Below are 24,169 nucleotides of genomic sequence, written 5' to 3'. Positions count from 1 at the left end.
ACCGGCGATACGCGGCTCGGTTCAGGACGTGGCGCTCGTGATGACGGCGAAGGGCGCCCCGAACGGGTCGAGGAACATGGCAAGGCGTCCGACACCCTCGGCGTCGACGGCGGGGATGATGACCGTCGCGCCCAGTTCCTGGGCCCTGGCCACCACGGCGTCGCAGTCCTCGACCTCGAAGTACGGGTGCCATTCGGAGGACGAGCCGCGCTGCATGTGCTCCGCCGGGAGCTGCATGATGCCGCCGTGCATGGTCGTCTCGCCGCCGCCCGCGGGCCCGGCGATGGTGTAGACGACGTCCGGGCCCATGGGCATGTCGCGCAGGTCCCACGACAGGACCGTGCGGTAGAAGTCCTTCGCCACCGCGGCGTCCGTGGTGTAGAGCTCGATCCAGCTGAGGGTGCGCGGCTCGTTGACGACCTCCAGGCCATCCATGTCCCGGGCTTCCCACACGGCGAACTCGGCGCCCGCCGGGTCGGTGAAGCCGGCCATCCGCCCCTCGGTGAAGACGTCCGTGGGCGGGAAGCGGACCGAGCCGCCGGCCTGTTCGACCGCTTTCGCGGTGGCGTCGGCGTCCAGGGTGCGGAAGTAGACCGTCCAGGCGGACGACGCCCCCTCCTCGGTCAGCGGGCCGACGGCGGCCAGGGTCTTGCCGTCCTTCTTCAGGAAGCCGTAGCCCCCGGCCTCCGGTCCCGCGGACTGGAACTGCCATCCGAACGTTCCCTCGTAGAAGGCGACGGCCGCGTCGATGTCCGGTGTCCCCAGGTCGAGCCAGTTCGGCCCGCCCGGAACGTTCGTCGAGGTGAGCATGAGGCGCTCCTAGCAGGTGAGTTGCGGTGGCCCGGAAGCAGAGCCGGGACTCGGTGCCCCCGCCGACACGTCTGCCGGACAAGCTACCCGCCGAGCCTCGCGCGGGCATGCCGAAGACCGCGCGCACGGGAAAGCCCCGTCCGTTGCACCTTGAGTTCTAGTGGTCGTCGCAACACCCCAGCTCAAGGGGTGCGATGGACTTTGAGATCCGGGAGAACCGGGGTCCGGGGGGCGGTGGCCGTCTGCTGCGTGAGCGGGAGGTATATCTCCAGCTCATGCAGCAGGGTTACAGCAGCACAGAGGCATGCCGGATCGTCGGCATCAACGTGCGGACCGGCAAGCGGTGGCGCAACGGCTGGCACTCGCCGCCGACGGGGAAGCCGAAGCCTCCCATCACTGTGGAGGCTCCGGCTTCCGGCCCCTCGCGGTACCTCCGCGAGACCGACCGCATCCATATCGCCGACCGGCTGCGGGAAAACGCCTCGGTCCGGCAGATAGCCGCCGAGCTGGGCCGCAGCCCGTCCACAATCAGCCGGGAGATACGCCGCAACGGCATGCCGTCGCGCGGGGGCGCCTCCTGCTGGGCCTACCGGCCGCACGCCGCCCAGCGCCGAGCCGAGCAGCGCCGCCCGCGCCCCAAGCCCGGCAAGATCGGCCAGAACCCCGAGTTGCGGAACTTCATCCAGCACCACCTCGCCCTGCGCTGGAGCCCGGAGCAGATCTGCCAGGCTCTGCGGACTGCCTTTCCCGGGCGGCCGGAGACGCACGTGGTCCACGAGACCATCTACCAGGCGCTCTACGTCCAGGGCCGCGGTGAGCTACGCCGTGAGCTGACCCGGGCCCTGCGGACCGGACGGGCCATGCGCCGGCCGCACCGGCAGTCCAACAAGCGCCAGCCCCGCGCGATCAAGGACATGGTGATGATCAGCGAGCGCCCGGCCGAAGCCGCCGACCGGGCCGTCCCCGGCCACTGGGAAGGCGACCTCATCATCGGCAAGGAAGGCAAGTCCGCGATCGCCACCCTCGTCGAACGCAGCACCCGCTACGTGCTGCTCGCGCCGCTGCCCGGCGACCACAGCGCGGGCAGCACACGGGACGCCCTGGTCGAGGCGGTCAAGTCGCTGCCGCCGCAACTCAAGCGGTCTCTGACCTGGGACCAGGGCTCGGAGATGGCCTCGCACAAGGCGTTCACCGTTGCCACGGACATCCCGGTCTACTTCTGCGACCCCGGCAGTCCCTGGCAGCGCGGCTCGAACGAGAACACCAACGGCCTGCTTCGGCAGTACCTCCCCAAGGGCACCGACCTGTCCCGCCACAGTCGCGAGCACCTCGACGCCGTCGCCGCCGAACTCAACAGCCGCCCACGCAAAACGCTCGGCTGGGAAACCCCAGCCGAGCGCCTCGCTAAGCTCCTCGCGGCTTGATCAACTCACCACGTGTTGCAACGACCCCTGGAATTCGCCCACCGGACGGGGCTTTCCCGTGACTCACCCGACGGAGGCTTACAGCCCGCCCTCCGACATCCCGTGCACCGCCGGGATGGTTCCCAGGCGACCCTTCTGGAAGTCCTCGAAGGCCTGCTGGAGCTCCTCGCGGGTGTTCATCACGAAGGGGCCGTAGTGGGCCATCGGCTCACGGATCGGCTGGCCGCCGAGCAGGACGACCTCGAGGTCCGGGCTGTTGGAGTCCTGCTGCTCGTCCGCGCGGACGGTCAGCGAGCCGCCCGCGCCGAAGACGGCGGTCTGGCCGGTGTGGACCGGGCGGCGGTCCGTGCCGACGCTGCCGCGGCCGGCGAGGACGTACGCGAGGCCGTTGAAGTCCTCGCGCCACGGGAGGGTCAGCTCGGCGCCGGGCGCCAGGGTCGCGTGGACCATGGTGATCGGCGTGTGCGTGATGCCGGGGCCCTGGTGGCCGTCCAGCTCACCGGCGATGACGCGGAGCAGCGCGCCGCCGTCGGGGGTGCTGAGCAGCTGCACCGTGCCGCCACGGATGTCCTGGTACCTCGGGGCCATCATCTTGTCCTTGGCCGGGAGGTTCACCCACAGCTGGAGGCCGTGGAAGAGGCCGCCGGACATGACGAGCGACTCCGGCGGAGCCTCGATGTGCAGGAGGCCCGAGCCCGCGGTCATCCACTGGGTGTCACCGTTGGTGATGGTGCCGCCGCCACCGTTGGAGTCCTGGTGGTCGAAGATGCCGTCGATGATGTAGGTCACGGTCTCGAAGCCGCGGTGAGGGTGCCAGGGGGTGCCCTTCGGCTCGCCCGGCGCGTACTCCACCTCGCCCATCTGATCCATCATGATGAACGGGTCGAGGTACTTGTAATTGATCCCGGCGAACGCACGGCGAACCGGGAAACCCTCACCCTCGAAGCCACTCGGCGCGGTCGTCACGGCCAGAACGGGACGGGCCACGGCGTCGGTCGGCGCGGCCACACGGGGCAGGGCCAGCGGGTTCTCAACGGTCACTGCAGGCATGTCGGGACCTCCTTGTGGTTCGAGTTTAGTTGAGCATTGAACTTTCTGCTACCCGTAACGACGAACGCCCGGAGGGCATTCCCTCCGGGCGTCCGGGATGTCGCAGTAGATGGCGCAGCACGAGAGCGCCTGCTAGCCGCACATCGCTCGCTAGCCGTACATACGGCGCATCGCGAAGTCCACCATCTGCTCCACGGCCTTCGCATCGAAGACCATCCGGTGCTCGCCCTCCATGTCGAGGACGAAGCCGTAGCCGGTCGGCAGCAGGTCGATCACCTCGGCGCCGGTGATCACGAAGTACTTGGACTCCTTGCCGGCGTACCGGCGCAGCTCCTTGAGCGAGGTGAACATGGGGATCACCGGCTGCTGGGTGTTGTGGAGCGCGAGGAACCCGGGGTTGTCGCCCCGCGGGCAGTACACCTTCGACGTCGCGAAGACCTGCTGGAAGTCCTCGGCGGACATCGATCCCGTGGTGAACGCGCGGACCGCGTCCGCCAGGGACGGCGGGGACGGCTCCGGGTACAGCGGCGGCTGCTGGCCGTAACCGCCGGGCATCTGCCCACCAGGCATCTGCCCACCAGGCATCTGCCCGGGCATCTGCTGCTGGGGCTGGGCGTACCCCTGCTGTGCGCCCGCGTTCTGGTCGTAGCCGTACATGGCCCAAAGAGTAATGGGCCACATATGGACTATGCGGGGTTGCTTCTTATTACTGACGGGTAGCATCATCGTAGCTACTTGTTGGTACGTGAACTAGGTGCGAGGAGTCAGTGCCTCGCCGATCCCTTAACGGAGCCGTCGCCATGGGGCACTACAAGTCGAATCTCCGCGACATCGAGTTCAACCTCTTCGAGGTGCTCGGGCGCGACAAGCTGTACGGCACCGGCCCGTTCGCGGAGATGGACACGGACACCGCCAAGAGCATCCTCGAGGAGCTGACGCGGCTTTCGGAGAACGAGCTGGCCGAGTCGTTCGCGGACGCCGACCGCAACCCGCCGGTCTTCGACCCGGAGACCAACACCGCGCCCGTACCGGCGTCCTTCAAGAAGAGCTACAAGGCCTTCATGGACTCCGAGTACTGGCGGCTCGGCCTGCCCGAGGAGATCGGCGGCACGACCTCGCCGCGCTCCCTGATCTGGGCGTACGCGGAGCTGCTGCTCGGTGCGAACCCGGCGGTGTGGATGTACGCCTCGGGCCCCGCCTTCGCCGGCATCCTCTACGACGAGGGCAACGACGTCCAGAAGAAGATCGCCCAGATCGCGGTCGAGAAGACCTGGGGTTCGACCATGGTCCTCACCGAGCCCGACGCGGGCTCGGACGTCGGCGCCGGGCGCACCAAGGCGGTCCAGCAGGAGGACGGCTCCTGGCACATCGAGGGCGTGAAGCGCTTCATCACCTCCGGTGAGCACGACATGGAGGAGAACATCCTTCACTACGTGCTCGCCCGCCCCGAGGGCCACGGCCCCGGCACCAAGGGTCTCTCCCTCTTCCTCGTCCCGAAGTACCTCTTCGACTTCGAGACCGGCGAGCTGGGCGAGCGCAACGGCGCCTACGCCACCAACGTCGAGCACAAGATGGGCCTCAAGGCCTCCAACACCTGCGAGATGACCTTCGGCGACCGTCACCCCGCCAAGGGCTGGCTGATCGGCGACAAGCACGACGGCATCCGCCAGATGTTCCGCATCATCGAGTTCGCCCGCATGATGGTCGGCACGAAGGCGATCTCGACGCTGTCGACGGGCTACCTGAACGCTCTTGAGTACGCCAAGGAGCGCGTCCAGGGCACCGACCTCGCGAACTTCATGGACAAGGCCGCGCCCAAGGTCACCATCACGCACCACCCGGACGTCCGCCGCTCGCTGATGACGCAGAAGGCGTACGCGGAGGGCATGCGCGCCCTGGTGCTGCACACCGCGGCCGTCCAGGACGACATCCAGGTCAAGGAGGCCGCGGGCGAGGACACCGCCGCCCTTGAGGCCATGAACGACCTGCTCCTGCCGATCGTGAAGGGCTACGGCTCCGAGAAGGGCTACGAGCAGCTCGCGCAGTCGCTCCAGACCTTCGGCGGCTCCGGGTTCCTCCAGGAGTACCCGATCGAGCAGTACATCCGCGACGCCAAGATCGACACCCTGTACGAGGGCACGACCGCGATCCAGGGCCAGGACTTCTTCTTCCGGAAGATCGTCCGCAACCAGGGCGCGGCGCTGAACTCCCTCGCCGAGGACATCAAGAAGTTCCTGGCGCTCGGCACCGGCGGCGAGGAGCTGTCCACCGCCCGTGAGCAGCTCGCCAAGGCGGCCGTCGAGCTGGAGGCCATCGTCGGCCTGATGCTCACCGACCTCGCGGCGACCGAGCAGGACGTCAAGAACATCTACAAGGTGGGCCTGAACACCACCCGCCTGCTGCTGGCCTCCGGCGACGTCGTCGTCGGCTACCTGCTGCTGCGCGGTGCCGCCGTGGCCGCCGAGAAGCTGGAGACGGCCTCGGCGAAGGACAAGCCCTTCTACACCGGCAAGATCGCGGCCGCGAAGTTCTTCGCCGCCAACGTCCTGCCCGGCGTCACCGGCGCCCGCAAGCTCGCCGAGAGCGTGGACCTGGACGTGATGGAGCTGGACGAAGCGGCGTTCTAGGCACCTTCCAGACACCTTCCAGGCACCTTCCGGGTCCCCCCGAGCGGGGCGGACACCGAACCGGAACCTGTCCTTCCGGTCACGTGTCCGCCCTTCACAACCCCGTTACGAGGGCCCGCTCCCATCCCCGGGAGCGGGCCCTCACGCGTCGTTAAGGTGAACACCATGAGCACACCCTCACGCTTCGACCGCGGCCACACCGACGACCTCATGTCCTTCCTGGCGGCGAGCCCGACGCCGTACCACGCGGTGGCCAATGCCGCCGAGCGGCTGGAAAAGGCCGGATTCCGTCAGGTCGCCGAGACCGACGCGTGGGAGGGGACGAGTGGCGGAAAGTATGTGCTGCGCGGAGGTGCGATCGTCGCCTGGTACGTGCCGGAGGGCGCCGGGGCGCACACCCCGTTCCGGATCGTGGGCGCGCACACCGACTCCCCCAACCTGCGGGTGAAGCCGCTGCCGGACACCGGCGCGCACGGCTGGCGGCAGGTGGCCGTGGAGATCTACGGCGGGCCGCTGCTGAACTCCTGGCTGGACCGGGACCTGGGCCTCGCGGGACGCCTCTCGCTGCGGGACGGCTCCACACGCCTGGTGAACATCGACCGCGCCCTGCTGCGCGTGCCCCAGCTCGCCATCCACCTGGACCGTTCCGTCAGCGCCGAGGGGCTCAAGCTCGACAAGCAGCGGCATCTGCAGCCCATCTGGGGGCTCGGCGACGCCCGCGAGGGCGATCTGATCGCCTTCCTGGAGGAGGAGCTGGGGCTGGCCGCGGGCGAGGTCACCGGGTGGGACCTGATGACCCACTCCATCGAGCGGCCCTCGTACCTGGGCCGCGACAAGGAGCTGATGGCGGGCCCGCGCATGGACAACCTGCTCTCCCTGCACGCGGGTACGGCGGCGCTGGTCGCGGTCGCCGCCGGCGACTCCGGCCTCCCGTACATCCCCGTGCTCGCCGCCTTCGACCACGAGGAGAACGGCTCGCAGAGCGACACCGGCGCCGACGGGCCGCTGCTCGGCAGCGTGCTGGAGCGTTCGGTGTTCGCGCGCGGCGGCTCGTACGAGGACCGGGCGCGCGCCTTCGCGGGCACCGTCTGTCTGTCCTCCGACACCGGCCACGCCGTCCACCCCAACTACGCCGAGCGGCACGACCCGACGCACCACCCGCGCGCCAACGGCGGCCCCATCCTCAAGGTGAACGTCAACAACCGCTACGCCACGGACGGTTCGGGCCGCGCCCTCTTCGCCGCCGCCTGCGAGAAGGCCGGCGTGCCCTTCCAGTCCTTCGTCTCCAACAACTCGATGCCCTGCGGCACCACCATCGGACCCATCACGGCGGCCCGCCACGGCATCAAGACCGTCGACATCGGCGTGGCCATCCTCTCCATGCACAGCGCGCGCGAACTCTGCGGCGCCGACGACCCGTTCCTGCTGGCCAACGCGCTGGTCGCGTTTCTGGAGGGATAGCCCTCCACCGGCGCACGCGGCCGTCGCGCGGTGACGAGGGAGGGACGGCAGCCTGGACGTCGACCTGAGCGCCGCCGAGGAGTCCTACTGGAACGACGAGCTGTCCGACCTGGGTCTGTGAGGAGGCTGCTCAGTCGTCCATGCCCGCGAGGACCAGCGGCAGCCGGTCCGCGCCGCCCTCGCCGAGCCGCACCGGAACGCCCCAGTCCTGCTGGTGGACATGGCAGGCCGGGTATTCGTTGGACGGATCGTCGTCGCAGGACGCGGCCATTGCGGAGACGTGCAGCACGCCTTCCGTGACGGCCGGGTTCAGCTTCAGGGCGCGGGAGAGATCGGTTCCCGCGCCCTCGCCGGCGAGCAGCAGCCCGGGCGGGGTCGAGGAGACGAGGAGCCGGGTGGAGGGGCCGTACCGCGTGTCCAGCTTCTGCCCGGCCGGGGCCTGGAAGATGACGTCCAACTGGAGCTTGCCCGGGGCGACTTCGGTGGCGGCGCGCTGGGTGCGGTGGGCGACCGACTCGACCCGTACGGCTTCCTCGGGGAGCCGCAGCCGGGTCAGCCGGTGACGGGCGGACTCGACGACCACGATGTCGTCGCCGACGAGCACGGCGTCGCTCGGCTCCCTCAAGTCCGTGGCCAGCGTGGTCACTTCACCCGTCGCCGGGTCGTAGCGGCGCAGCGCGTGGTTGTATGTGTCGCTCACCGCGACCGAGCCGTCGGGGAGGGCCGTAACTCCCAACGGGTGCTGGAGCAGGGCCTGTTCGGCCGCCCCGTCGCGGTGCCCGAAGTCGAAGAGCCCGGTGCCGACGGCGGTGTGCACGGCTCCGTCGAGGTCGACCCAGCGCAGCGCGCTCGTCTCGGAGTCGGCGAGCCACAGCCGGTCCTCGGTGGCGGCGAGCCCCGACGGCTGCGCGAACCAGGCCTCGGCGGCCGGCCCGTCGACGAGCCCCTCGTTCGTCGTACCGGCGGCGACCCCGACGGTCCCGTCCTGCGGGTCGTACGCCCACAGCTGGTGCACGCCGGCCATGGCGATCCACACCTTGCCGCCGAACAGAGCCACATCCCACGGCGAGGAGAGGTCGACCTCGCGTGCCGGGCCGGACGTCGGCGAGCCCTGCCACCACTGGCGGCCCGTCCCCGCCAGGGTCGTGACCTCACCGGTCGCGAGATCGAGCCGCCGCAGCGCGTGATTCACGGCGTCGGCGACGACCACGGACCCGTCCTCCAGGAGCGCCAGCCCCTGCGGCTCACTGAACCCTGCCATCTCGGCTGCCCCGTCGGCGAACCCCCGCACGCCGGAGCCGATCCGCCGCACGACGGTCTCCCCGTCGCCCTCCAGCTCCACCAGCTGATGCCGGGTCGTGTCGCTGACCAGCAGGTTCCCGTTCGGCAGGGCGAGGGCCTTGCCGGGGAAGCGGAGTACCGTGGGCTCGGGCTCCGGCGCCACGTACGGCCCGTCGCCGCGCCGCAGGGTTCCCTTCGCCGCGTGCTCGGTCTCCAGCTCCGCCACCAGCCGGGCGATGGCGTGCGCATGCCCCTCACCGGCGTGCTGCGCGACGACGTAGCCCTCGGGATCGATCACGACGAGCGTCGGCCAGGCACGCACGGCGTACTGCTTCCAGGTCGCGAGCTCGGGGTCGTCGAGGACCGGGTGCTCGACGCCATATCTCTCGACGGCGTCCACGACCGCCTGGTGCTCGGCCTCGTGCGCGAACTTCGGCGAGTGCACGCCGATGATCACCACCGTGTCCCGGTGCTTCTCCTCCAGCTCGCGCAGCTCGTCCAGGACGTGCAGACAGTTGATGCAGCAGAACGTCCAGAAATCGAGGATGACGATACGTCCTCGCAGGTCAGCGAGGGTGTACTGCTCATCTCCCGTGTTCAGCCAGCCGCCCTTGCCGATCAGCTCGGGGGCGCGGACACGGGCGCGACGGGTCGTGGGGGCGGAGTCGTTCATGGATCAAGGGTGCCACCCGTCACTGACAGTCAGGCCAGCGCATGGCCCGTGGTGGCGTCCACGTGGTCCGGTACCTCGTCGTGGCGGTCGCCGACGGTGAGGGTGCCCGTGGGTTCGAACATCAGGATGGCGGCGCCGGCCGGGGCGTACGGCTTGTGCTCGGTGCCGCGCGGGACGGTGAAGACCGAGCCCTTGGGGAGGGTCACCGTGCGCTCCCCGTCCCTCTCGCGCAGGCCGATGTGCAGTTCCCCCTCGACCACCAGGAAGAACTCGTCGGTGTGGTCGTGCACGTGCCAGAGGTGCTCGCCTTCGACCTTCGCGATGCGTACGTCGTAGTCGTTGACGGCGGTGACGATGCGGGGGCTCCACAGGTCGGTGAAGGAGGCGAGGGCGGTGGAGAGGGAGACGGGCTCGCCGCGCGGGGTGGGTTCACTGGTCATGGGCTCATCCTCGGCCGTGGCTCCGAACCCGTACCAGTGCTAGAAATCGCACATGCCGCAAGGATCCTCGCAGCCGGACCGGTCACACCGCGTAGTTCTCGTCGTCGACGAGAACTCGAACCCCTTCGAGATGAGCTGCGCCATCGAGGTCTTCGGGCTGCGGCGGCCCGAACTCGGCCGCGAGCTGTACGACTTCCGGCTGTGCGCCGCCGGGCCGCGGACCCGGATGCGGGACGGTTTCTTCACGCTCACCGATGTCGCGGGGCTGGAGGCGGCCGAGGACGCGGACACGCTGATCGTGCCGAACCGGCCCGACACCGATGCCCCGCGCTCCCGGGAGGTCCTGGACGCCGTACGGCGGGCCCACGCGCGCGGCGCCCGGCTCATCGGCTTCTGCTCGGGCGCGTTCACGATCGCGGAGGCCGGGCTGCTGGACGGGCGGCGGGCGGCCTGCCACTGGATGTGGGCGGAGTCCTTCCGGGCGCGGTTTCCGCGGGTCCTCCTCGAACCGGACGTCCTCTTCGTGGACGACGGGGACATCCTCACCGCGTCCGGCAGCGCCTCCGCGCTCGACCTCGGGCTGCACATCGTGCGCCGCGACCACGGCGCGGAGATCGCCAACGCGGTGTCCCGCCGACTGGTCTTCGCGGCGCACCGCGACGGCGGCCAGCGCCAGTTCGTGGAACGGCCGCTGCCCGACGTACCCGATGAATCCCTCGCCCCCCTGCTCGCCTGGGCGCAGGAGCGGCTCGGCGAACCGCTGACGGTCCCCGATCTGGCGGCGCGCGCGGCGGTCAGCCCGGCGACACTTCACCGGCGCTTCCGGGCCCAGCTCGGCACGACCCCGCTGGCGTGGCTGACCGGCGAGCGGGTGGCGCTGGCCTGCCGGCTCATCGAACGCGGCGAGGAACGACTCGACGTGGTCGCGGACCGCAGCGGCCTCGGCACCGCCGCGAACCTCCGGGCGCGGTTGCGCCACGCGACCGGACTCAGCCCGTCGGCCTACCGGCGGCGTTTCGGACCGCCCTCCGGGGAAGCGGTGATGGCATGAGATACCTCGTACGCGACCGGCTCCTCGGCTTCGGCGACGACTACTGGATCGAGGACGACCGCGGCAACAAGGTCTTCCTCGTCGACGGCAAGGCCATGCGGCTGCGCGACACCTTCGAGCTGAAGGACACGCACGGGCGGGTCCTGATCGACATCCACAAGAAGATGTTCGCCCTGCGCGACACGATGATCATCGAGCGGGACGGCGACCCGCTGGCGACCATCAAGCGCAAACGCCTCTCCCTGCTCCGCAACCACTACCGCGTCTCCCTGGTCGACGGCACCGAACTCGACGTCAGCGGCAAGATCCTCGACCGCGAGTTCGCCGTCGACTACGACAACGAACTCCTCGCCCAGATCTCCCGCCGCTGGCTGCACGTCCGGGAGACGTACGGCGTCGATGTCGTACGGGAGGACGCGGATCCGGCGCTGCTGATCGCGGTGGCGGTGTGCGTGATCCATCTGGCGGAGAGGGAACGGGGGGAGGACTGACGCCGGGGATCAGGGACTCACGCTCGGGTGGGCGGGCCCAGGGACTAGCCCTCGGATGGGCGGATCCAGGGACCAAGGGCCTAAAGGCCTAAAGGCCTAAGGGCCTAACGGCCTAACGCCGGGGCGTGTCGAGGCCCAGCAGGCGGTCCTTGAGCGCCGGGAACTGTTCCCGCGTGGTCGCGACCTTCGCCGGGTCGAACTCGACCGTGAGGATCTCCTCGCCGGCCCCCGCCTCCGCGAGGACCTCTCCCCACGGGTCGACCACGATCGAGTGACCGGCCTGGGGAACTCCCGCGTGCGTACCGGCCGTTCCGCAGGCAAGTACGTACGCCTGGTTCTCGACGGCCCGGGCCTGCGCGAGCAGCGTCCAGTGGGAGCGGCGCCGCTCGGGCCAGCCGGCCGGGAGGACGAAGGTCTCGGCGCCCGCGTCGACGAGCCCTCGGAAGAGCTCGGGGAAGCGCAGGTCGTAGCAGGTGGCGACGCCGATGACCGTCTCCGGCAGACGGACCGTCACCAGCTCGGCCCCGGCGCCCATCAGCACGGCCTCGCCCTTGTCGAAGCCGAAGCGGTGGATCTTGCGGTAGGAGGCGGCGAGTTCACCGGAGGGGGAGAAGACGAGCGAGGTGTTGTACAGGGCGCCCTCTGGGTCCCGCTCGGGGATCGAGCCCGCGTGCAGCCACACACCCGCGTCGCTCGCCGCCTTGGCCATCAGCTCGTACGTGGGCCCCTCCAGCGGCTCGGCCTCCACCTCGAAGCCCTCGTAGGCGAACGCGCCGGTCGTCCAGAGCTCGGGCAGGACCACGAGATCGACACCGGCTTGTTCTCGTACGAGGGCCGCCACACGCTGCCGACGCGATACGACCGATTCGCTGTCGTTTACGTCGATCTGGAGGAGAGAGGCGCGCACACTACCACCGTCCTGGCATTCGAGCCGTCCATACGGGCCTACGATCGTCACACGAAAGCACTGCCGGGGTGCCTCACAGCAGCGTAACTTAGCGTCCCAAGACACCCGCTGCCTGTGCACTGCCCGCGTCCAACCGCCCGAGGGGTCCCGTTCCGTGAGTCTGCATCCCAGCCTTCAGTCCTACGCCGACGCCTGGACCCACTCGATCGACGCGATAACCGAGCTGGTGCAGCCGCTTGTGGAGGGCGAGTGGAACCGGCGGACGCCGTGCCCCGGCTGGTCGGTCCGCGACCTCGTCTCGCATGTGATCGGGCTCGACTGCGAGATGCTGGGCGACCCGCGGCCGATCCACACCCTCCCCCGCGACCTGTACCACGTGACGAACGAGCACCAGCGGTACATGGAGATGCAGGTCGATGTACGCCGCCACCACACGGCGCCGGAGATGACCTCCGAGCTGGAGTACACGATCATCCGCCGCAACCGTCAGCTGCGGAACGAGAACCGGCAGCCCGACGCCAAGGTGCGTGCCCCCCTCGGCACCGAGGTCACTCTCGAACACGCCATGCGGAACCGTGCGTTCGATGTGTGGGTGCATGAGCAGGACCTGCGCGCCGCCCTCGGCCGGCCGGGCAACCTCGACTCGCCGGGCGCGCTCATCACCCGCGACGTCCTTCTCTCCGCCCTCCCGAAGGTCGTGGCCAAGGATGCCGGCGCTCCGCCCAACTCGGCGGTGGTCTTCGACATCCACGGCCCCGTCGAGTTCCTCCGCACGGTCCGCGTCGACGCCGACGGCCATGGCTCGATAGACGGCGCCCCTTCCCTGGGCCCGGCCGCCACCCTCGCTCTCGACTGGGAGACGTTCGTCCGCCTCGCCTGCGGCCGCGTGCACGCTGACGCTGTGTCCGACCGCATCAAGGCAGAGGGCGACCCGGAACTGACGGCAGCGATCCTCCGCAATTTCGCGGTCACGCCGTAGGCACGCGGCTCCTCACGCACCAACTTTTCCTCGCCCCCGCCGCCCCTACCCGTCCCATCCCCACCCGGGGGCTCCGCCCCCAGCCCCCCACATCGGCCTGAACGGCCTCGTCCTCAAACGCCGGACGGGCTGAGGATGCGGGCCTGGGTGACGGGTGCAGGTGGGGACATGTGGTCCAGTTGGGGTGGACGGGAAGCAGCAGGCTGGGCGGGCCTGAGCCGAGATGGGCGGGAAGCAGCGGGCTAGGGGACGAATCGCAGGGGCGGTCCGAAACCCCGCCCCGCCAGGAGCGAACGAATCGCAGGAGCGGTCCGAAACCCCGCCCCGTCAGCGGCGGACGGATCGCGGAAGCGGACCGAACCCCGCCCCGTCAGGGGCGCGGGGAACTGCGCGACCAGCCCCCACCGGCCCGCAGCGAAGAAACCCACCCGGGTGCAGGGGGCGGAGCCCCCGCCGGGGGTCCTGGGGGCGGAGCCCCCGGGCGGGGTCGAAGGGGCGGAGCCCCTGGGGATGGGACGGGTAGGGGCGGCGGGGGCGAAAACCGTGGTGGGGGCTACGCAGGAACGTGCACCGTCTCCACCCTCGAAGCCACCAACCGCTCCCGCTCCCTCCGAGCCGCCTCCCCCCGCAGCCGAAAGATCTGACTCAGCCCAACCGCCTGAAGAACGAACACCGCCGCGAAGGCAACCCGATAGTTGTCCCCGGTCGCATCAAGCAGCACACCAACAGCCAGCAGCGTCGTCATGGAGGCGACAAAACCACCCATGTTGGTGATACCGGAGGCGGTGCCCTGCCGCTCCGGCGGATTCGCGGGCCGCGCGAAGTCGAACCCGATCATCGAAGCCGGGCCACAGGCCCCCAGCACGGTGCACAGCACCACCAGCACCCACATCGGCGCATGCTCCCCGGGATACACCAACGCGAACGCCCAGACGCCCGCCGTAGCGAACACCGTGCCGAGCGCCAGCGGAAGCCGCGCAGCGTGATGCCGGGCAACGATCTGCCCGTACACCAGTCCGACCACCATGTTGGAGAGAACGACGAGCGTCAGCAGCTCACCGGCCGTCGCCCGCGACAACCCCTGCGCCTCGACCAGAAACGGCAGCCCCCACAGCAGCAGAAACACCATCGCCGGGAACTGCGTCGTGAAGTGCACCCACATCCCGAGCCGCGTGCCGGGCTCCCGCCACGACGCGGCGATCTGCCGGCGCACGTAAGCGACCCCCTGGTGCGGGAACGGCTCCGGCTCATGCCCCTCGGGGTGGTCCTTCAGGAACAGGAGGAGGAGTACGAGGACCACGACACCGGCGGCCGCACTGCCGGCGAACGCCGCCGTCCAGCCCACCCCGTGCAGCAACCGCGCGATGACCAGGGTCGAGACCAGGTTGCCCGCCATGCCCGCGAGACCCGCGAGCTGCGCCACCAGCGGCCCGCGCCGCGCCGGGAACCACCGCGTGCCCAGCCGCAGCACGCTGATGAACGTCATCGCGTCGCCGCAGCCCAGCAGTCCGCGCGAGGCGAGCGCCATGGCGTACGAGGAGGAGAACGCGAAGCCCAGCTGCCCCGCCGTGAAGAGCAGGACGCCGATCGTCAGGACACGCTTCGTGCCGAGCCGGTCCACCAGCAGGCCGACAGGTATCTGCATGCCCGCGTAGACGAGGAGTTGAAGGATCGAGAAGGTGGAGAGGGCGGAGGCTCCCACGTGGAAGCGGTCCGCCGCGTCCAGTCCGGCCACCCCCAGCGACGTACGGAAGATGACCGCGACGAAGTAGACGGAGACACCGATGCCCCAGACGGCGATCGCGCGCCGTCCGCCGGGCGGATCTCCGGGAAGCGACACGGCCGAACCCGAGCTCATCGGACCTCGCCCCTCGCCAGGTTGGAGAACCAGCTGACGTGCCGATGGATGATGCCGACGACCGCCTCCGCGTCACCGGAGCGCAGCGCTTCGAGGATCTCCTCGTGCTCGGTGAGCGTCTTGGTGATCCGGTCGGGGTGGGCGTGCATCACGGCGACTCCCATCCTCAACTGCCGGTCGCGGAGCTGGTCGTAGAGCCGGGAGAGGATCTCGTTGCCGCCGCTGCGGACGATCTCGGCGTGGAAGCAGCGGTCGGTGACGGCGGCGGCCGCCAGATCTCCGGCGGCGGCCTGCTCCTTCTGCTGGGCCAGCAACTCCTCCAGGCGCGCGATGAGTCGCGGTGAGGCGGGGAGGGCCTTGCGGGCCGCGTGCTCCTCGACGAGCTGGCGGGTCTCGACGACGTCCGCGATCTCCTGTGCGGAGACGGGCAGGACGAGTGCGCCCTTCTTCGGGTAGAGCTTGATCAGCCCTTCGACCTCCAGCCGGAGCAGTGCCTCGCGCACGGGGGTCCGCGAGACTCCGACCGCCTCGGCGAGCTCGCCCTCGGTGAGCAGCGTCCCGCCCTCGTAACGGCGTTCCAGGACACCCTGCTTGACGTGCGCGTAGACGCGGTCGGCGGCGGGCGGTTGCTTCAGGGTCAATTGCTTCACCGTCGGTTGCTTCACGCCCGGTTCGTCGGGCGCCGAGGTGGGGGCGGCTGGGGCTGAGGGCATGCGCACATCATAGATACAACACGTACGCATGCTCGCGGCCGGTCCAGGATGCGGACCCACAGCGGATCCCAGGGGGTTTCTCATGTAACTCACATCACATGAACCGCATCCGTCCTCCGTACATCCCTTTAAGCTCCTCACGAGTCCGTACGTGAGACGGCACTGCCATGTGCCGTTCTCCCAGGGGCATTTCGCGCATTCGGAGCGTTCATTTTGATTACCGGCATTAAGGGCACGCGTTTCCGCAGGGCCGCCGCTGTGACCATCACGACCGGCGCCGTGCTGGCCGCCGGCGCCTTCGGCGCCGCGCCCGCGGGCGCCGTGGCCACGCCCACGATCGCCGCCAAGGGCGGCTACGTGATGAACAACGGCACGGCCACGACCCTCTACAAGAAGGCCGCGGACACCCGGCTTTCCACCGGCTCCACCACGAAGATCATGACGGCCAAGGTGGTGCTGGCCCAGTCGAACCTCAACCTGGACGCCAAGGTCACCATCCAGAAGGCGTACAGCGACTACGTGGTCGCCAACAACGCCTCCCAGGCCCACCTGATCGTCGGTGACAAGGTCACCGTCCGCCAGCTGCTGTACGGGCTGATGCTGCCGTCCGGCTGCGACGCCGCGTACGCGCTCGCCGACAAGTACGGCTCGGGCTCGACCCGTGCGGCCCGCGTGAAGTCGTTCATCGGCAAGATGAACACCGCCGCGAAGAACCTCGGCCTGACGAACACGCACTTCGACTCGTTCGACGGCATCGGCAACGGCTCCAACTACTCGACGCCGCGCGACCTGACGAAGATCGCCAGCAGCGCGATGAAGAACTCCACGTTCAAGACGGTCGTGAAGACGCAGAGCACGAAGCAGAAGGTCACCACCAAGAGCGGCGGCTACCGCTACTACACGTGGGACAACACCAACAAGCCCCTGCTCAGCGGCTACACCGGCACGATCGGCATCAAGACCGGCTCCGGCCCCGAGGCCAAGTACTGCCTCGTCTTCGCCGCGACCCGCAACGGCAAGACGGTCATCGGCACGGTGCTCGCCTCGACGTCCATCGACGCCCGCACGGCTGACGCCAAGAAGCTGATGAACTACGCCTTCGCCAAGTAAGGCGCACAGTAGGAAAAGCACAGACGGATAGCACGTACAAGAAAAGGGGTCCTGCCGCGCATGGCGCGCGGCAGGACCCCTTTTCCTGTACAGGAAATCAGCCGTGGAGAAGCGGCGAGCCGTACAGCTCCTTGGTGATCGCGCCCTTCCCGTCACCCTCGATGTCGTACACGAGCGTCGCGTCCGAGGACCACCACAGGTTCTTGTCGTACGTCGCCGTCGGCGCGACGCAGCGGTTCGCCGGGCCGTCCTCGGCCGGGCCCGAGTAGTCGGCGTTGAGCAGGGCCGTCAGGTCACACGTCTTCGTGGTGACGATCGTGTCGCTGCCGCCCGAGTCCGCATGCGACTCGACACGCGTCGTGATCTTGAACGAGGTGAATCGCTTGCTGTTGTCGATCACCTGGTCGTCGACGATCTGCCATCTGACCGTGCTCGACGCGGTCACCTTGCCCGAGGTGACGTCGGCGCAGTTCGGAATGTAGTACGTCGTCTCGGGCTTCTGGCCCGGGAAAATGATGTTGAACTGGTGCGCGAAGTCGTCCGAACACGAGCTCACCGCAGCCGCCGGAGAAGCGAATGCGATCCCCCCGGCGAGCGCGCCGCCCACAAGAGCGAATGTGGCGAGAGACTTTCCAACCGTCAAGGGTCGTCCTTTCGAGAAACGCTCACGTCCGAAAAGGTGGGCGCCGCCAGATACCGAACGGCTGGTCGAATCGCTCGGCAGTCGTGATCATAGGCAGGCAAAGATCCCGAAAAACAGGCCGGTTCGCAGCTTGGCTGCATTACGCCAAAGGCGCCCCTTCTCGAATGAGAAGAGGCGCCCCGGGGAAAAGCGTGGGCTTACGCCCAGGTGATCAACCGCTTCGGCTGCTCCAGGATCGCCGCCACATCGGCGAGGACCTTGGAGCCCAACTCGCCGTCGACCAGGCGGTGGTCGAAGGACAGCGCCAGCGTGGTGACCTGGCGGGGCTTGACCTTGCCCTTGTGGACCCACGGCTGGAGCTTGATCGCACCGACCGCGAGGATCGCGGACTCGCCGGGGTTGAGGATCGGCGTGCCCGTGTCGACGCCGAAGACGCCGACGTTGGTGATCGTCACCGTGCCGCCCTGCATCGCGCCCGGGCTCGTCTTCCCCTCGCGGGCCGTCGCGACCAACTCGCCCAGCGACTGGGCCAGTTGCGGCAGCGTCTTCGCGTGGGCGTCCTTGATGTTCGGCACGATCAGACCACGCGGGGTCGCCGCCGCGATGCCCAGGTTCACATAGTGCTTCTGGACGATCTCCTGGTTGGCCTCGTCCCAGGACGCGTTGACCTCGGGGTTGCGCTTGATCGCCACCAGCAGGGCCTTGGCGATGAGGAGGAGCGGATTCACGCGCAGGCCCTGCAGTTCCTTGTCCTGCTTGAGCTCCTCCACGAGCTTCATCGTGCGCGTCACGTCGAGCGTCACGAACTCGGTGACATGCGGCGCGGTGAACGCCGAGCCGACCATCGCGGCGGCCGTGGCCTTGCGGACACCCTTGACCGGGATACGGGTCTCACGTGCCGTGTCGTACGCGACGACCGGTGCCGGGGCCGGGACTCGGGCGGGAGCCTGCACCGGGGCGGCCGGGGTCACCTCCACGACCGGGGCCGGGGCGGGGGCGGGTACCACCGCCGCGTGCACGTCCTCGCGCGTGATGATGCCGTCCGGGCCCGAAGGGGTGATCGTCGTCAGGTCGACCCCGAGGTCCTTGGCGAGCTTGCGGACGGGGGGCTTGGCGAGGGGGCGCTGCTTGGCGTGGCCGTGTCCGTTGAGCTCGCCCTGGATCGCGGTGGCCGCGAGGAACGGCTCGGGCTGCTGCGCGGGGACCACCTCGGCACCCTTGCGGGGGCGGCGCTTCGTGGAGGACTCGGCGACGCCGTACCCGACGAGGACCGGCTTGCGGCCCTCGGGCTTGGGCTCCTCGGCGGGGGCCGGCGCGGGCGCCGCCGGGATCTGCTCAGGTGCTGCGGATGCCTGCGGAGCCGGGGCACCGGCACCACCGGCCACGTCCACCGCGATGATCACCTCGCCGACGTCCACCGTCGTCCCCTCGGGGAAGCGGAGTTCGCTCACCACACCGTCGTAGGGGATGGGCAGCTCGACCGCGGCCTTGGCCGTCTCGACCTCGCAGACGACCTGGCCGTCGGTGACGGTGTCACCGACCTGGACGTACCACTTGAGGATCTCCGCCTCGGTGAGTCCCTCGCCCACGTCGGGCATCTTGAACTCGCGGAGCCCCGACGCGTTCTCAGTCATCGTCGTCACGACCCTCTCCTCAGTACGCCAGCGAGCGGTCGACGGCGTCGAGCACCCGGTCCAGGCCCGGAAGGTACTCGTCCTCCAGGCGCGCCGGCGGATACGGGGCGTGATAGCCGCCGACCCGCAGGACGGGTGCCTCCAGGTGGTAGAAGCACCGCTCGGTGATGCGGGCGGCGATCTCCGCGCCCGTACCGAGGAACACCGGGGCCTCGTGCACCACGACCAGGCGGCGGGTCTTCTCGACCGAGGCCTGGATGGAGTCGAAGTCGAGGGGGGACATCGAGCGCAGGTCGAGGACCTCGATCGACTTGCCCTCCTCCTGGGCAGCCGCGGCGGCCTCCAGGCAGACCTTCACCATCGGCCCGTACGCGACGAGGGTCAGGTCGGCGCCCTCGCGCGCCACGCGCGCCTTGTGCAGGGGGGAGGGGATCGCGTCCTTGTTGACCTCGGACTTGTCCCAGTAGCGCCGCTTCGGCTCGAAGAAGATGATCGGGTCGTCGCTCTGGATGGCCTGCTGCATCATCCAGTAGGCGTCGGAGGCGTTCGAGGGGGAGACCACCTTGAGGCCCGCCACGTGCGCGAACAGCGCCTCGGGGGACTCGGAGTGGTGCTCGACCGCGCCGATGCCGCCGCCGTACGGAATGCGGATGACGACGGGGAGCTTGATCTTGCCGAGCGCCCGCGCGTGCATCTTCGCGAGCTGCGTGACGATCTGGTCGTACGCCGGGAAGACGAAACCGTCGAACTGGATCTCCACCACCGGGCGGTAGCCGCGCAGGGCGAGGCCGATCGCGGTGCCGACGATGCCCGACTCGGCGAGCGGGGTGTCGATGACCCGGTCCTCGCCGAAGTCCTTCTGGAGTCCGTCGGTGACCCGGAAGACACCGCCGAGCTTGCCGACGTCCTCGCCCATGATGAGGACCTTGGGGTCGGTGTCGAGGGCCGTGCGCAGCGACTCGTTGATCGCCTTGGCCAGCGCCATCTTTTCTGCCGCCATCGCTACTTGCCCTCCCCTTCATCCGCGAACGACGCCTGGTAGGCGGCGAACTGGGCCCGCTCCTCGTCGACGAGCGCGTGCCCGTCCGCGTACACGTTCTCGAAGATGGCGAAGTGGTCCGGGTCCGGCATGGCACGGACGACTTCGCGTACTCGTTTGCCCAACGCCTCGCTCTCGGCCTCGAGTTCCGCGAAGAATCCCTCGTCCGCGTGGTTTGAGGCTTCGAGATAGGTGCGCAGGCGCAGGATCGGGTCCTTCGCCTCCCAGGATTCGCGCTCCTCGTCGGCCCGGTACTTGGTCGGGTCGTCGGAGGTGGTGTGCGCGCCCATGCGGTAGGTGTACGCCTCCACGAGGGTGGGGCCCTCGCCGCGGCGGGCCCGCTCAAGGGCCCACTTGGTGACGGCGAGGCAGGCGAGGACGTCGTTGCCGTCGACGCGGACGCCCGGGAAGCCGAAGCCCTGCGCGCGCTGGTAGAGCGGGACGCGGGTCTGCTTCTCGGTCGGCTCGGAGATGGCCCACTGGTTGTTCTGGCAGAAGAACACGACGGGGGCGTTGTAGACCGCGGAGAAGGTGAACGATTCGGCGACGTCACCCTGGCTGGAGGCGCCGTCTCCGAAGTACGCGATCACGGCCGAGTCGGCGCCGTCCTTGGTGATGCCCATGGCATAGCCGGTGGCGTGCAGCGTCTGCGAGCCGATGACGATCGTGTACAGGTGGAAGTTGTTGGTGTTCGGGTCCCAGCCGCCGTTGTTCACACCGCGGAACATGCCGAGCAGGTTGGTCGGGTCGACCCCGCGGCACCACGCGACGCCGTGCTCGCGGTAGGTCGGGAAGACGTAGTCGTCGTCGCGGGTGGCCCGGCCCGAACCGATCTGAGCGGCCTCCTGGCCCAGCATCGAGGCCCACAGGCCCAGCTCGCCCTGGCGCTGCAGGGAGGTGGCCTCGGCGTCGAAGCGACGGCTCAGCACCATGTCCCGGTACAGACCGCGCAGCTCGTCGGGGGTGATGTCGGCGACGTACGGGTCGTACGTGGCGTCCTTGACCCGCTCGCCTTCCGGGGTCAGCAGCTGAACGAGCTCGGGCTCGGCGCCCGTCGTACCCGGCGACTTCTTGGCGGCCGGGCTGGTGCGCTTGGCACCAGCGCTCGCGGCGCTCTTCGTACCGGCGCTGCGTCGCGGCTTGCGCGCGGCAGTGCTCTCCACGGTCACGTGTGCTCCTCCGTCGGTCCGGCCCCCGGGGTTGCCGGGTAACCAGTGCGGCTCGCCTATTCCCGGTACCCGTGCACGGGGTGGGTGCCACTCGGCCGGGAACAGGCGTGACAGGTGCCCCGGCGAGCGCCCTGCAACAGCCACGTTACCCAGTGCTTCACAATTCTGTGAAACCCCTCCTGACCTGCGATTTTGATGGGAAGTCCAAGTACTTTCAAACTTGGATTTCCTACTAAATCAAGTCGGTCGGGAACTACCGCTGGTCACAGCACTGGTAACAGCCTTGCAGGGGGCCGGAACACCGGCACGTTATCCCGGCCACCCCGGACTCGGGAAGAGTTCACCTGGAGCAGTGCCCATGATCGTGTGTGACACTGACACCGTGCATCAAAACGGGAAAATCACCGTATTTCTCCTGGACGATCACGAGGTGGTCCGTCGCGGAGTCCATGAGCTGCTCTCGGTGGAGGACGACATCGAGGTGGTCGGCGAGGCCGGCACGGCGGCCGACGCCCTGGTGCGGATTCCGGCCACCCGCCCGGACGTCGCCGTCCTCGACGTACGGCTCCCGGACGGCAGCGGCGTGGAGGTCTGCCGCGAGATCCGCTCCCAGGACGAGTCCATCAAGTGCCTGATGCTGACCTCGTACGCCGACGACGAGGCCCTCTTCGACGCGATCATGGCGGGCGCCTCGGGCTATGTCCTCAAGGCCATCCGCGGCAATGAACTGCTCTCGGCCGTACGGGACGTCGCCGCCGGAAAGTCCCTGCTCGACCCGGTGGCCACCGCCCGCGTCCTGGAGCGGCTGCGCGACGGCGGCGGCGCCAAGAGCGACGACAAGCTGGCGCACCTCACCGAGCAGGAGCGCAAGATCCTGGACCTGATCGGTGAGGGGCTCACCAATCGCGTGATCGGGGAGCGGCTGCACCTCGCCGAGAAAACGATCAAGAATTACGTGTCGAGCCTGCTGTCCAAGCTGGGAATGGAACGGCGTTCCCAGGCGGCGGCATATGTGGCGCGGATGCAGGCCCAACAGCAGAACCGCTGAACGGCAGCAAGAAGCGGCAACATTCCGCGCGGTGCCCTATTCGGGACTTATGGCCCCTCTTCGAGGGGCGGGTGCCTCTTTTTCCGCGGCCCCCGGGTACCGGAGATTGGGTGGCATGCCCACCGACGAACGGACCGCGGACGAACGAACCGCGGACAAGCGGTCCGCCGACGAACAGCTCGCCGTGGAACTGATCGGCCGCACCGATTACGGCCGGGTGGCCACCAGCATGCGCGCGTTGCCCTTCCTCGCGTTCGCCCGCCACATCGTGGTCGACGGCCGCGTGCTGCTGCGGATGCCCCGCAGCTGCGGATACCACCGCGCCTGCGCCGGCAGCGTCGTCGCGTACGGCACCGACAACCTGAGCTCCGCGCGGCCTGGCGAGAGCCTGTGGTCCGTGCAGATCGTGGGCCAGTGCGAGAGCGTCGAGCCGACCGCGGCCGAACTGGAACTCTTCGGTCCCGCGCCGCGCGTCGTGGACGGCGAGCCCTTCGAGCCGGTCTATCTGGGCATCGATCCGCAGTTCTCCACCGTGCACTCCACGGACGGTGGCCTGGAAGGGCAGTTCCAGCACGTCCTGTGACCATCCAGTGATCGAAGACGACTTTCTGTGACAAACACGAGGTCAGAGGCCCGGCTCGTGCCCTAGCATCTGGCGCGTGCCGCGCTCATCTGTACCACCCCCTATGCCTCACGCGCCCCCTCTGGGTGCCCTCCTCCGCCAGTACGCCGCCGGGTCCGCGCTGACCTGCGAACCCGTCGAGCAGGGGCTGCTCAACCGCGGCTATCGCCTGCGCACCACGCGCGGCCGGTACTTCCTCAAGCACCACTTCGACCCGGAGACCGCCGACCCCGCCGCGATCACCCGCCAGCACCGGGCGACCCAGCGCCTGGCCGACCTCGGCGTCCCGGTCGCCCCGCCGCTGACCGGCACCGACGGCCGCACCGTCGCCGTCGTCGGGGGCCACGCGTACGCGCTGCACCCGTGGATCGACGGACGGCACCGGCACGGCGGCCAGCTCAGCACGGAGCAGTGCGCGCGCCTGGGGGCGCTCCTGGGCGTCGTCCACGCGAGCCTGGAGCGGGTGATGCCGGCGGAGGGACGAACGGCGGCGAAACCGGCCGACGGCGCCGAGCGCGGGCAGGGCACCGCGCCGACGGAAGGTGCCGATCCCGCCCGGGGCGCCGACCCCGCCGACACCTTCGCGCTCATCGACCGCCTGCTCGCCCAGGTGCGCCGCCACCGCCCCTCCGACGCCTTCGACGAGCTGGCCAGACACCGGCTCCTGGAACGGCGCGCCCTCCTGGAGCGGCATGCCGACCGCCGGCCCCCGCAGGGCGGCTCGGTGGGCTGGGTGCACGGCGACTTCCACCCGTTCAACCTGCTCTACCGCGACGGCGAGCCGGCCGCGATCGTCGACTGGGACCGGCTGGGCATCCACCCGCGCGCGGAGGAGGCCGTACGCGCCGCGGTGATCTTCTTCGTACGACCCCTCGGCACGCTCGACCTGACGAAAGTACGGGCCTACGCGCGCGCGTACCGGCGTACCGCGGGCGCCACCCCCTCCGAACTCGCGGCCGCCGTGCACCGCGTGTGGTGGGAGCGGCTGAACGACTTCTGGATACTGCGCTGGCACTACGAGCGCGGGGACACCCGCGCCGATCGGCAGTTCCCGGCGGCCTCGGCGCTGGCGGTGTGGTGGACGCGGGAGTACGAGTCGGTGTGCGAGGCGTTCGCCGGCTGAGAGGCATGCGCGGCAT

The 24,169-nt window shown here is 69.4% G+C and carries 22 protein-coding genes; 10 read left to right on the top strand and 12 right to left on the bottom strand.

Annotated features, from left to right (window positions below):
* Positions 1-21: 21 nt before the first annotated feature.
* A complete protein-coding gene (locus OG975_RS24340; RefSeq protein ID WP_406331458.1) occupies positions 22-810 on the bottom strand; it encodes a VOC family protein in 789 nt (262 codons plus the stop codon).
* Positions 811-1,085: 275 nt separating this feature from the next.
* On the opposite strand from OG975_RS24340, the gene OG975_RS24335 reads away from it, so the two are divergent.
* Positions 1,086-2,234: an IS30 family transposase gene (locus OG975_RS24335; protein ID WP_406336184.1), complete on the top strand. Its 1,149-nt coding sequence runs from the start codon at positions 1,086-1,088 to the stop codon at positions 2,232-2,234.
* A gap of 78 nt (positions 2,235-2,312) precedes the next feature.
* Here OG975_RS24335 and OG975_RS24330 read toward each other — a convergent pair whose 3' ends face one another.
* Together OG975_RS24330 and OG975_RS24325 are read right to left on the bottom strand one after the other, a co-directional pair.
* On the bottom strand, positions 2,313-3,284 hold the full coding sequence (locus tag OG975_RS24330; protein WP_406331457.1) for a pirin family protein: 972 nt from the start codon (positions 3,282-3,284) through the stop codon (positions 2,313-2,315).
* Positions 3,285-3,434: 150 nt separating this feature from the next.
* Complete coding sequence (locus OG975_RS24325; protein WP_327430166.1) at positions 3,435-3,941, bottom strand: SseB family protein; 507 nt, start codon at positions 3,939-3,941, stop codon at positions 3,435-3,437.
* A 143-nt stretch (positions 3,942-4,084) separates the two neighbouring features.
* Between OG975_RS24325 and OG975_RS24320 the strand changes: the two genes are divergently transcribed.
* Both OG975_RS24320 and OG975_RS24315 read left to right on the top strand, forming a co-directional pair.
* Entirely contained in the window at positions 4,085-5,911 is a 1,827-nt protein-coding gene (locus OG975_RS24320) for an acyl-CoA dehydrogenase (protein WP_406331456.1), read from the top strand.
* A 165-nt stretch (positions 5,912-6,076) separates the two neighbouring features.
* Complete coding sequence (locus OG975_RS24315) at positions 6,077-7,372, top strand: M18 family aminopeptidase (RefSeq protein ID WP_406331454.1); 1,296 nt, start codon at positions 6,077-6,079, stop codon at positions 7,370-7,372.
* 130 nt (positions 7,373-7,502) lie between these two features.
* On the opposite strand, the gene OG975_RS24310 is transcribed toward OG975_RS24315, so the two are convergent.
* Positions 7,503-9,326, bottom strand: coding sequence for a thioredoxin-like domain-containing protein (locus tag OG975_RS24310; RefSeq protein WP_406331453.1), 1,824 nt, complete (start codon positions 9,324-9,326; stop codon positions 7,503-7,505).
* Positions 9,327-9,355: 29 nt separating this feature from the next.
* Positions 9,356-9,766 (bottom strand): cupin domain-containing protein, encoded by a 411-nt coding sequence (locus tag OG975_RS24305; RefSeq protein WP_406331452.1) that lies wholly within the window; start codon positions 9,764-9,766, stop codon positions 9,356-9,358.
* 52 nt (positions 9,767-9,818) lie between these two features.
* Between OG975_RS24305 and OG975_RS24300 the strand changes: the two genes are divergently transcribed.
* Positions 9,819-10,817, top strand: coding sequence for a GlxA family transcriptional regulator (locus tag OG975_RS24300; protein WP_406331451.1), 999 nt, complete (start codon positions 9,819-9,821; stop codon positions 10,815-10,817).
* On the top strand, positions 10,814-11,308 hold the full coding sequence (locus OG975_RS24295) for an LURP-one-related/scramblase family protein (RefSeq protein ID WP_406331450.1): 495 nt from the start codon (positions 10,814-10,816) through the stop codon (positions 11,306-11,308). The genes OG975_RS24300 and OG975_RS24295 overlap by 4 nt, the downstream gene beginning before the upstream one ends.
* A 112-nt stretch (positions 11,309-11,420) precedes the next feature.
* Here OG975_RS24295 and OG975_RS24290 read toward each other — a convergent pair whose 3' ends face one another.
* Complete coding sequence (locus tag OG975_RS24290; RefSeq protein ID WP_406331449.1) at positions 11,421-12,215, bottom strand: carbon-nitrogen family hydrolase; 795 nt, start codon at positions 12,213-12,215, stop codon at positions 11,421-11,423.
* A 154-nt stretch (positions 12,216-12,369) separates the two neighbouring features.
* Here OG975_RS24290 and OG975_RS24285 point away from each other — a divergent pair, with 154 nt between their 5' ends.
* Positions 12,370-13,194: a maleylpyruvate isomerase family mycothiol-dependent enzyme gene (locus OG975_RS24285; RefSeq protein ID WP_406331448.1), complete on the top strand. Its 825-nt coding sequence runs from the start codon at positions 12,370-12,372 to the stop codon at positions 13,192-13,194.
* Between the two features lie 553 nt (positions 13,195-13,747).
* Here the strand turns inward: OG975_RS24285 and OG975_RS24280 are convergent.
* Both OG975_RS24280 and OG975_RS24275 read right to left on the bottom strand, forming a co-directional pair.
* Positions 13,748-15,052 carry a nitrate/nitrite transporter gene (locus OG975_RS24280; RefSeq protein ID WP_406331447.1) on the bottom strand — a complete coding sequence of 435 codons (1,305 nt, stop codon included), beginning with the start codon at positions 15,050-15,052 and terminating at the stop codon, positions 13,748-13,750.
* Positions 15,049-15,765: a GntR family transcriptional regulator gene (locus OG975_RS24275; RefSeq protein WP_406331446.1), complete on the bottom strand. Its 717-nt coding sequence runs from the start codon at positions 15,763-15,765 to the stop codon at positions 15,049-15,051. Before OG975_RS24275 ends, OG975_RS24280 begins: the two co-directional genes overlap by 4 nt.
* A gap of 213 nt (positions 15,766-15,978) precedes the next feature.
* Between OG975_RS24275 and OG975_RS24270 the strand changes: the two genes are divergently transcribed.
* Positions 15,979-16,875: a D-alanyl-D-alanine carboxypeptidase family protein gene (locus tag OG975_RS24270; RefSeq protein WP_406331445.1), complete on the top strand. Its 897-nt coding sequence runs from the start codon at positions 15,979-15,981 to the stop codon at positions 16,873-16,875.
* Between the two features lie 97 nt (positions 16,876-16,972).
* Here OG975_RS24270 and OG975_RS24265 read toward each other — a convergent pair whose 3' ends face one another.
* The 4 genes from OG975_RS24265 to pdhA form a co-directional block, all read right to left on the bottom strand.
* The gene (locus OG975_RS24265; RefSeq protein ID WP_406331444.1) at positions 16,973-17,431 is read right to left on the bottom strand and encodes a hypothetical protein; all 459 of its coding nucleotides are present in this window, start codon (positions 17,429-17,431) and stop codon (positions 16,973-16,975) included.
* Positions 17,432-17,715: 284 nt separating this feature from the next.
* Positions 17,716-19,161, bottom strand: coding sequence for a dihydrolipoamide acetyltransferase family protein (locus OG975_RS24260; RefSeq protein ID WP_406331443.1), 1,446 nt, complete (start codon positions 19,159-19,161; stop codon positions 17,716-17,718).
* A gap of 10 nt (positions 19,162-19,171) precedes the next feature.
* Positions 19,172-20,152, bottom strand: coding sequence for an alpha-ketoacid dehydrogenase subunit beta (locus OG975_RS24255; protein ID WP_406331442.1), 981 nt, complete (start codon positions 20,150-20,152; stop codon positions 19,172-19,174).
* A 2-nt stretch (positions 20,153-20,154) separates the two neighbouring features.
* Positions 20,155-21,360 carry a pyruvate dehydrogenase (acetyl-transferring) E1 component subunit alpha gene (gene pdhA, locus OG975_RS24250; protein WP_406331441.1) on the bottom strand — a complete coding sequence of 402 codons (1,206 nt, stop codon included), beginning with the start codon at positions 21,358-21,360 and terminating at the stop codon, positions 20,155-20,157.
* 382 nt (positions 21,361-21,742) lie between these two features.
* Between pdhA and OG975_RS24245 the strand changes: the two genes are divergently transcribed.
* The 3 genes from OG975_RS24245 (at position 21,743) to OG975_RS24235 (ending at position 24,153) form a co-directional block, all read left to right on the top strand.
* Positions 21,743-22,408: a response regulator gene (locus OG975_RS24245; RefSeq protein WP_406331440.1), complete on the top strand. Its 666-nt coding sequence runs from the start codon at positions 21,743-21,745 to the stop codon at positions 22,406-22,408.
* A gap of 115 nt (positions 22,409-22,523) precedes the next feature.
* Complete coding sequence (locus OG975_RS24240) at positions 22,524-22,991, top strand: pyridoxamine 5'-phosphate oxidase family protein (RefSeq protein ID WP_406331439.1); 468 nt, start codon at positions 22,524-22,526, stop codon at positions 22,989-22,991.
* 103 nt (positions 22,992-23,094) lie between these two features.
* A complete protein-coding gene (locus OG975_RS24235; RefSeq protein WP_406331438.1) occupies positions 23,095-24,153 on the top strand; it encodes a phosphotransferase in 1,059 nt (352 codons plus the stop codon).
* Positions 24,154-24,169 lie beyond the last annotated feature (16 nt).

This window comes from Streptomyces sp. NBC_00203 (assembly GCF_045206325.1).
Lineage (GTDB): Bacteria > Actinomycetota > Actinomycetes > Streptomycetales > Streptomycetaceae > Streptomyces > Streptomyces lutosisoli.
Note: the sequence above shows the minus strand (reverse complement) of the source record. Positions and strands in the feature narration are given on the sequence as shown.

Bases quoted from the DNA above. Each gene is read 5' to 3' on its own strand.
- OG975_RS24340 (WP_406331458.1), bottom strand. From the start codon at position 810: ATGCTCACCTCGACGAACGTTCCGGGCGGGCCGAACTGGCTCGACCTG.
- OG975_RS24310 (WP_406331453.1), bottom strand. From the start codon at position 9,326: ATGAACGACTCCGCCCCCACGACCCGTCGCGCCCGTGTCCGCGCCCCC.
- OG975_RS24275 (WP_406331446.1), bottom strand. From the start codon at position 15,765: ATGCCCTCAGCCCCAGCCGCCCCCACCTCGGCGCCCGACGAACCGGGC.
- OG975_RS24335 (WP_406336184.1), top strand. From the start codon at position 1,086: ATGCAGCAGGGTTACAGCAGCACAGAGGCATGCCGGATCGTCGGCATC.
- OG975_RS24300 (WP_406331451.1), top strand. From the start codon at position 9,819: ATGCCGCAAGGATCCTCGCAGCCGGACCGGTCACACCGCGTAGTTCTC.
- OG975_RS24240 (WP_406331439.1), top strand. From the start codon at position 22,524: ATGCCCACCGACGAACGGACCGCGGACGAACGAACCGCGGACAAGCGG.
- OG975_RS24330 (WP_406331457.1), bottom strand. From the start codon at position 3,284: ATGCCTGCAGTGACCGTTGAGAACCCGCTGGCCCTGCCCCGTGTGGCC.
- OG975_RS24255 (WP_406331442.1), bottom strand. From the start codon at position 20,152: ATGGCGGCAGAAAAGATGGCGCTGGCCAAGGCGATCAACGAGTCGCTG.
- OG975_RS24295 (WP_406331450.1), top strand. From the start codon at position 10,814: ATGAGATACCTCGTACGCGACCGGCTCCTCGGCTTCGGCGACGACTAC.
- OG975_RS24235 (WP_406331438.1), top strand. From the start codon at position 23,095: ATGCCTCACGCGCCCCCTCTGGGTGCCCTCCTCCGCCAGTACGCCGCC.
- OG975_RS24305 (WP_406331452.1), bottom strand. From the start codon at position 9,766: ATGACCAGTGAACCCACCCCGCGCGGCGAGCCCGTCTCCCTCTCCACC.
- OG975_RS24315 (WP_406331454.1), top strand. From the start codon at position 6,077: ATGAGCACACCCTCACGCTTCGACCGCGGCCACACCGACGACCTCATG.
- OG975_RS24325 (WP_327430166.1), bottom strand. From the start codon at position 3,941: ATGTACGGCTACGACCAGAACGCGGGCGCACAGCAGGGGTACGCCCAG.
- OG975_RS24280 (WP_406331447.1), bottom strand. From the start codon at position 15,052: ATGAGCTCGGGTTCGGCCGTGTCGCTTCCCGGAGATCCGCCCGGCGGA.
- OG975_RS24320 (WP_406331456.1), top strand. From the start codon at position 4,085: ATGGGGCACTACAAGTCGAATCTCCGCGACATCGAGTTCAACCTCTTC.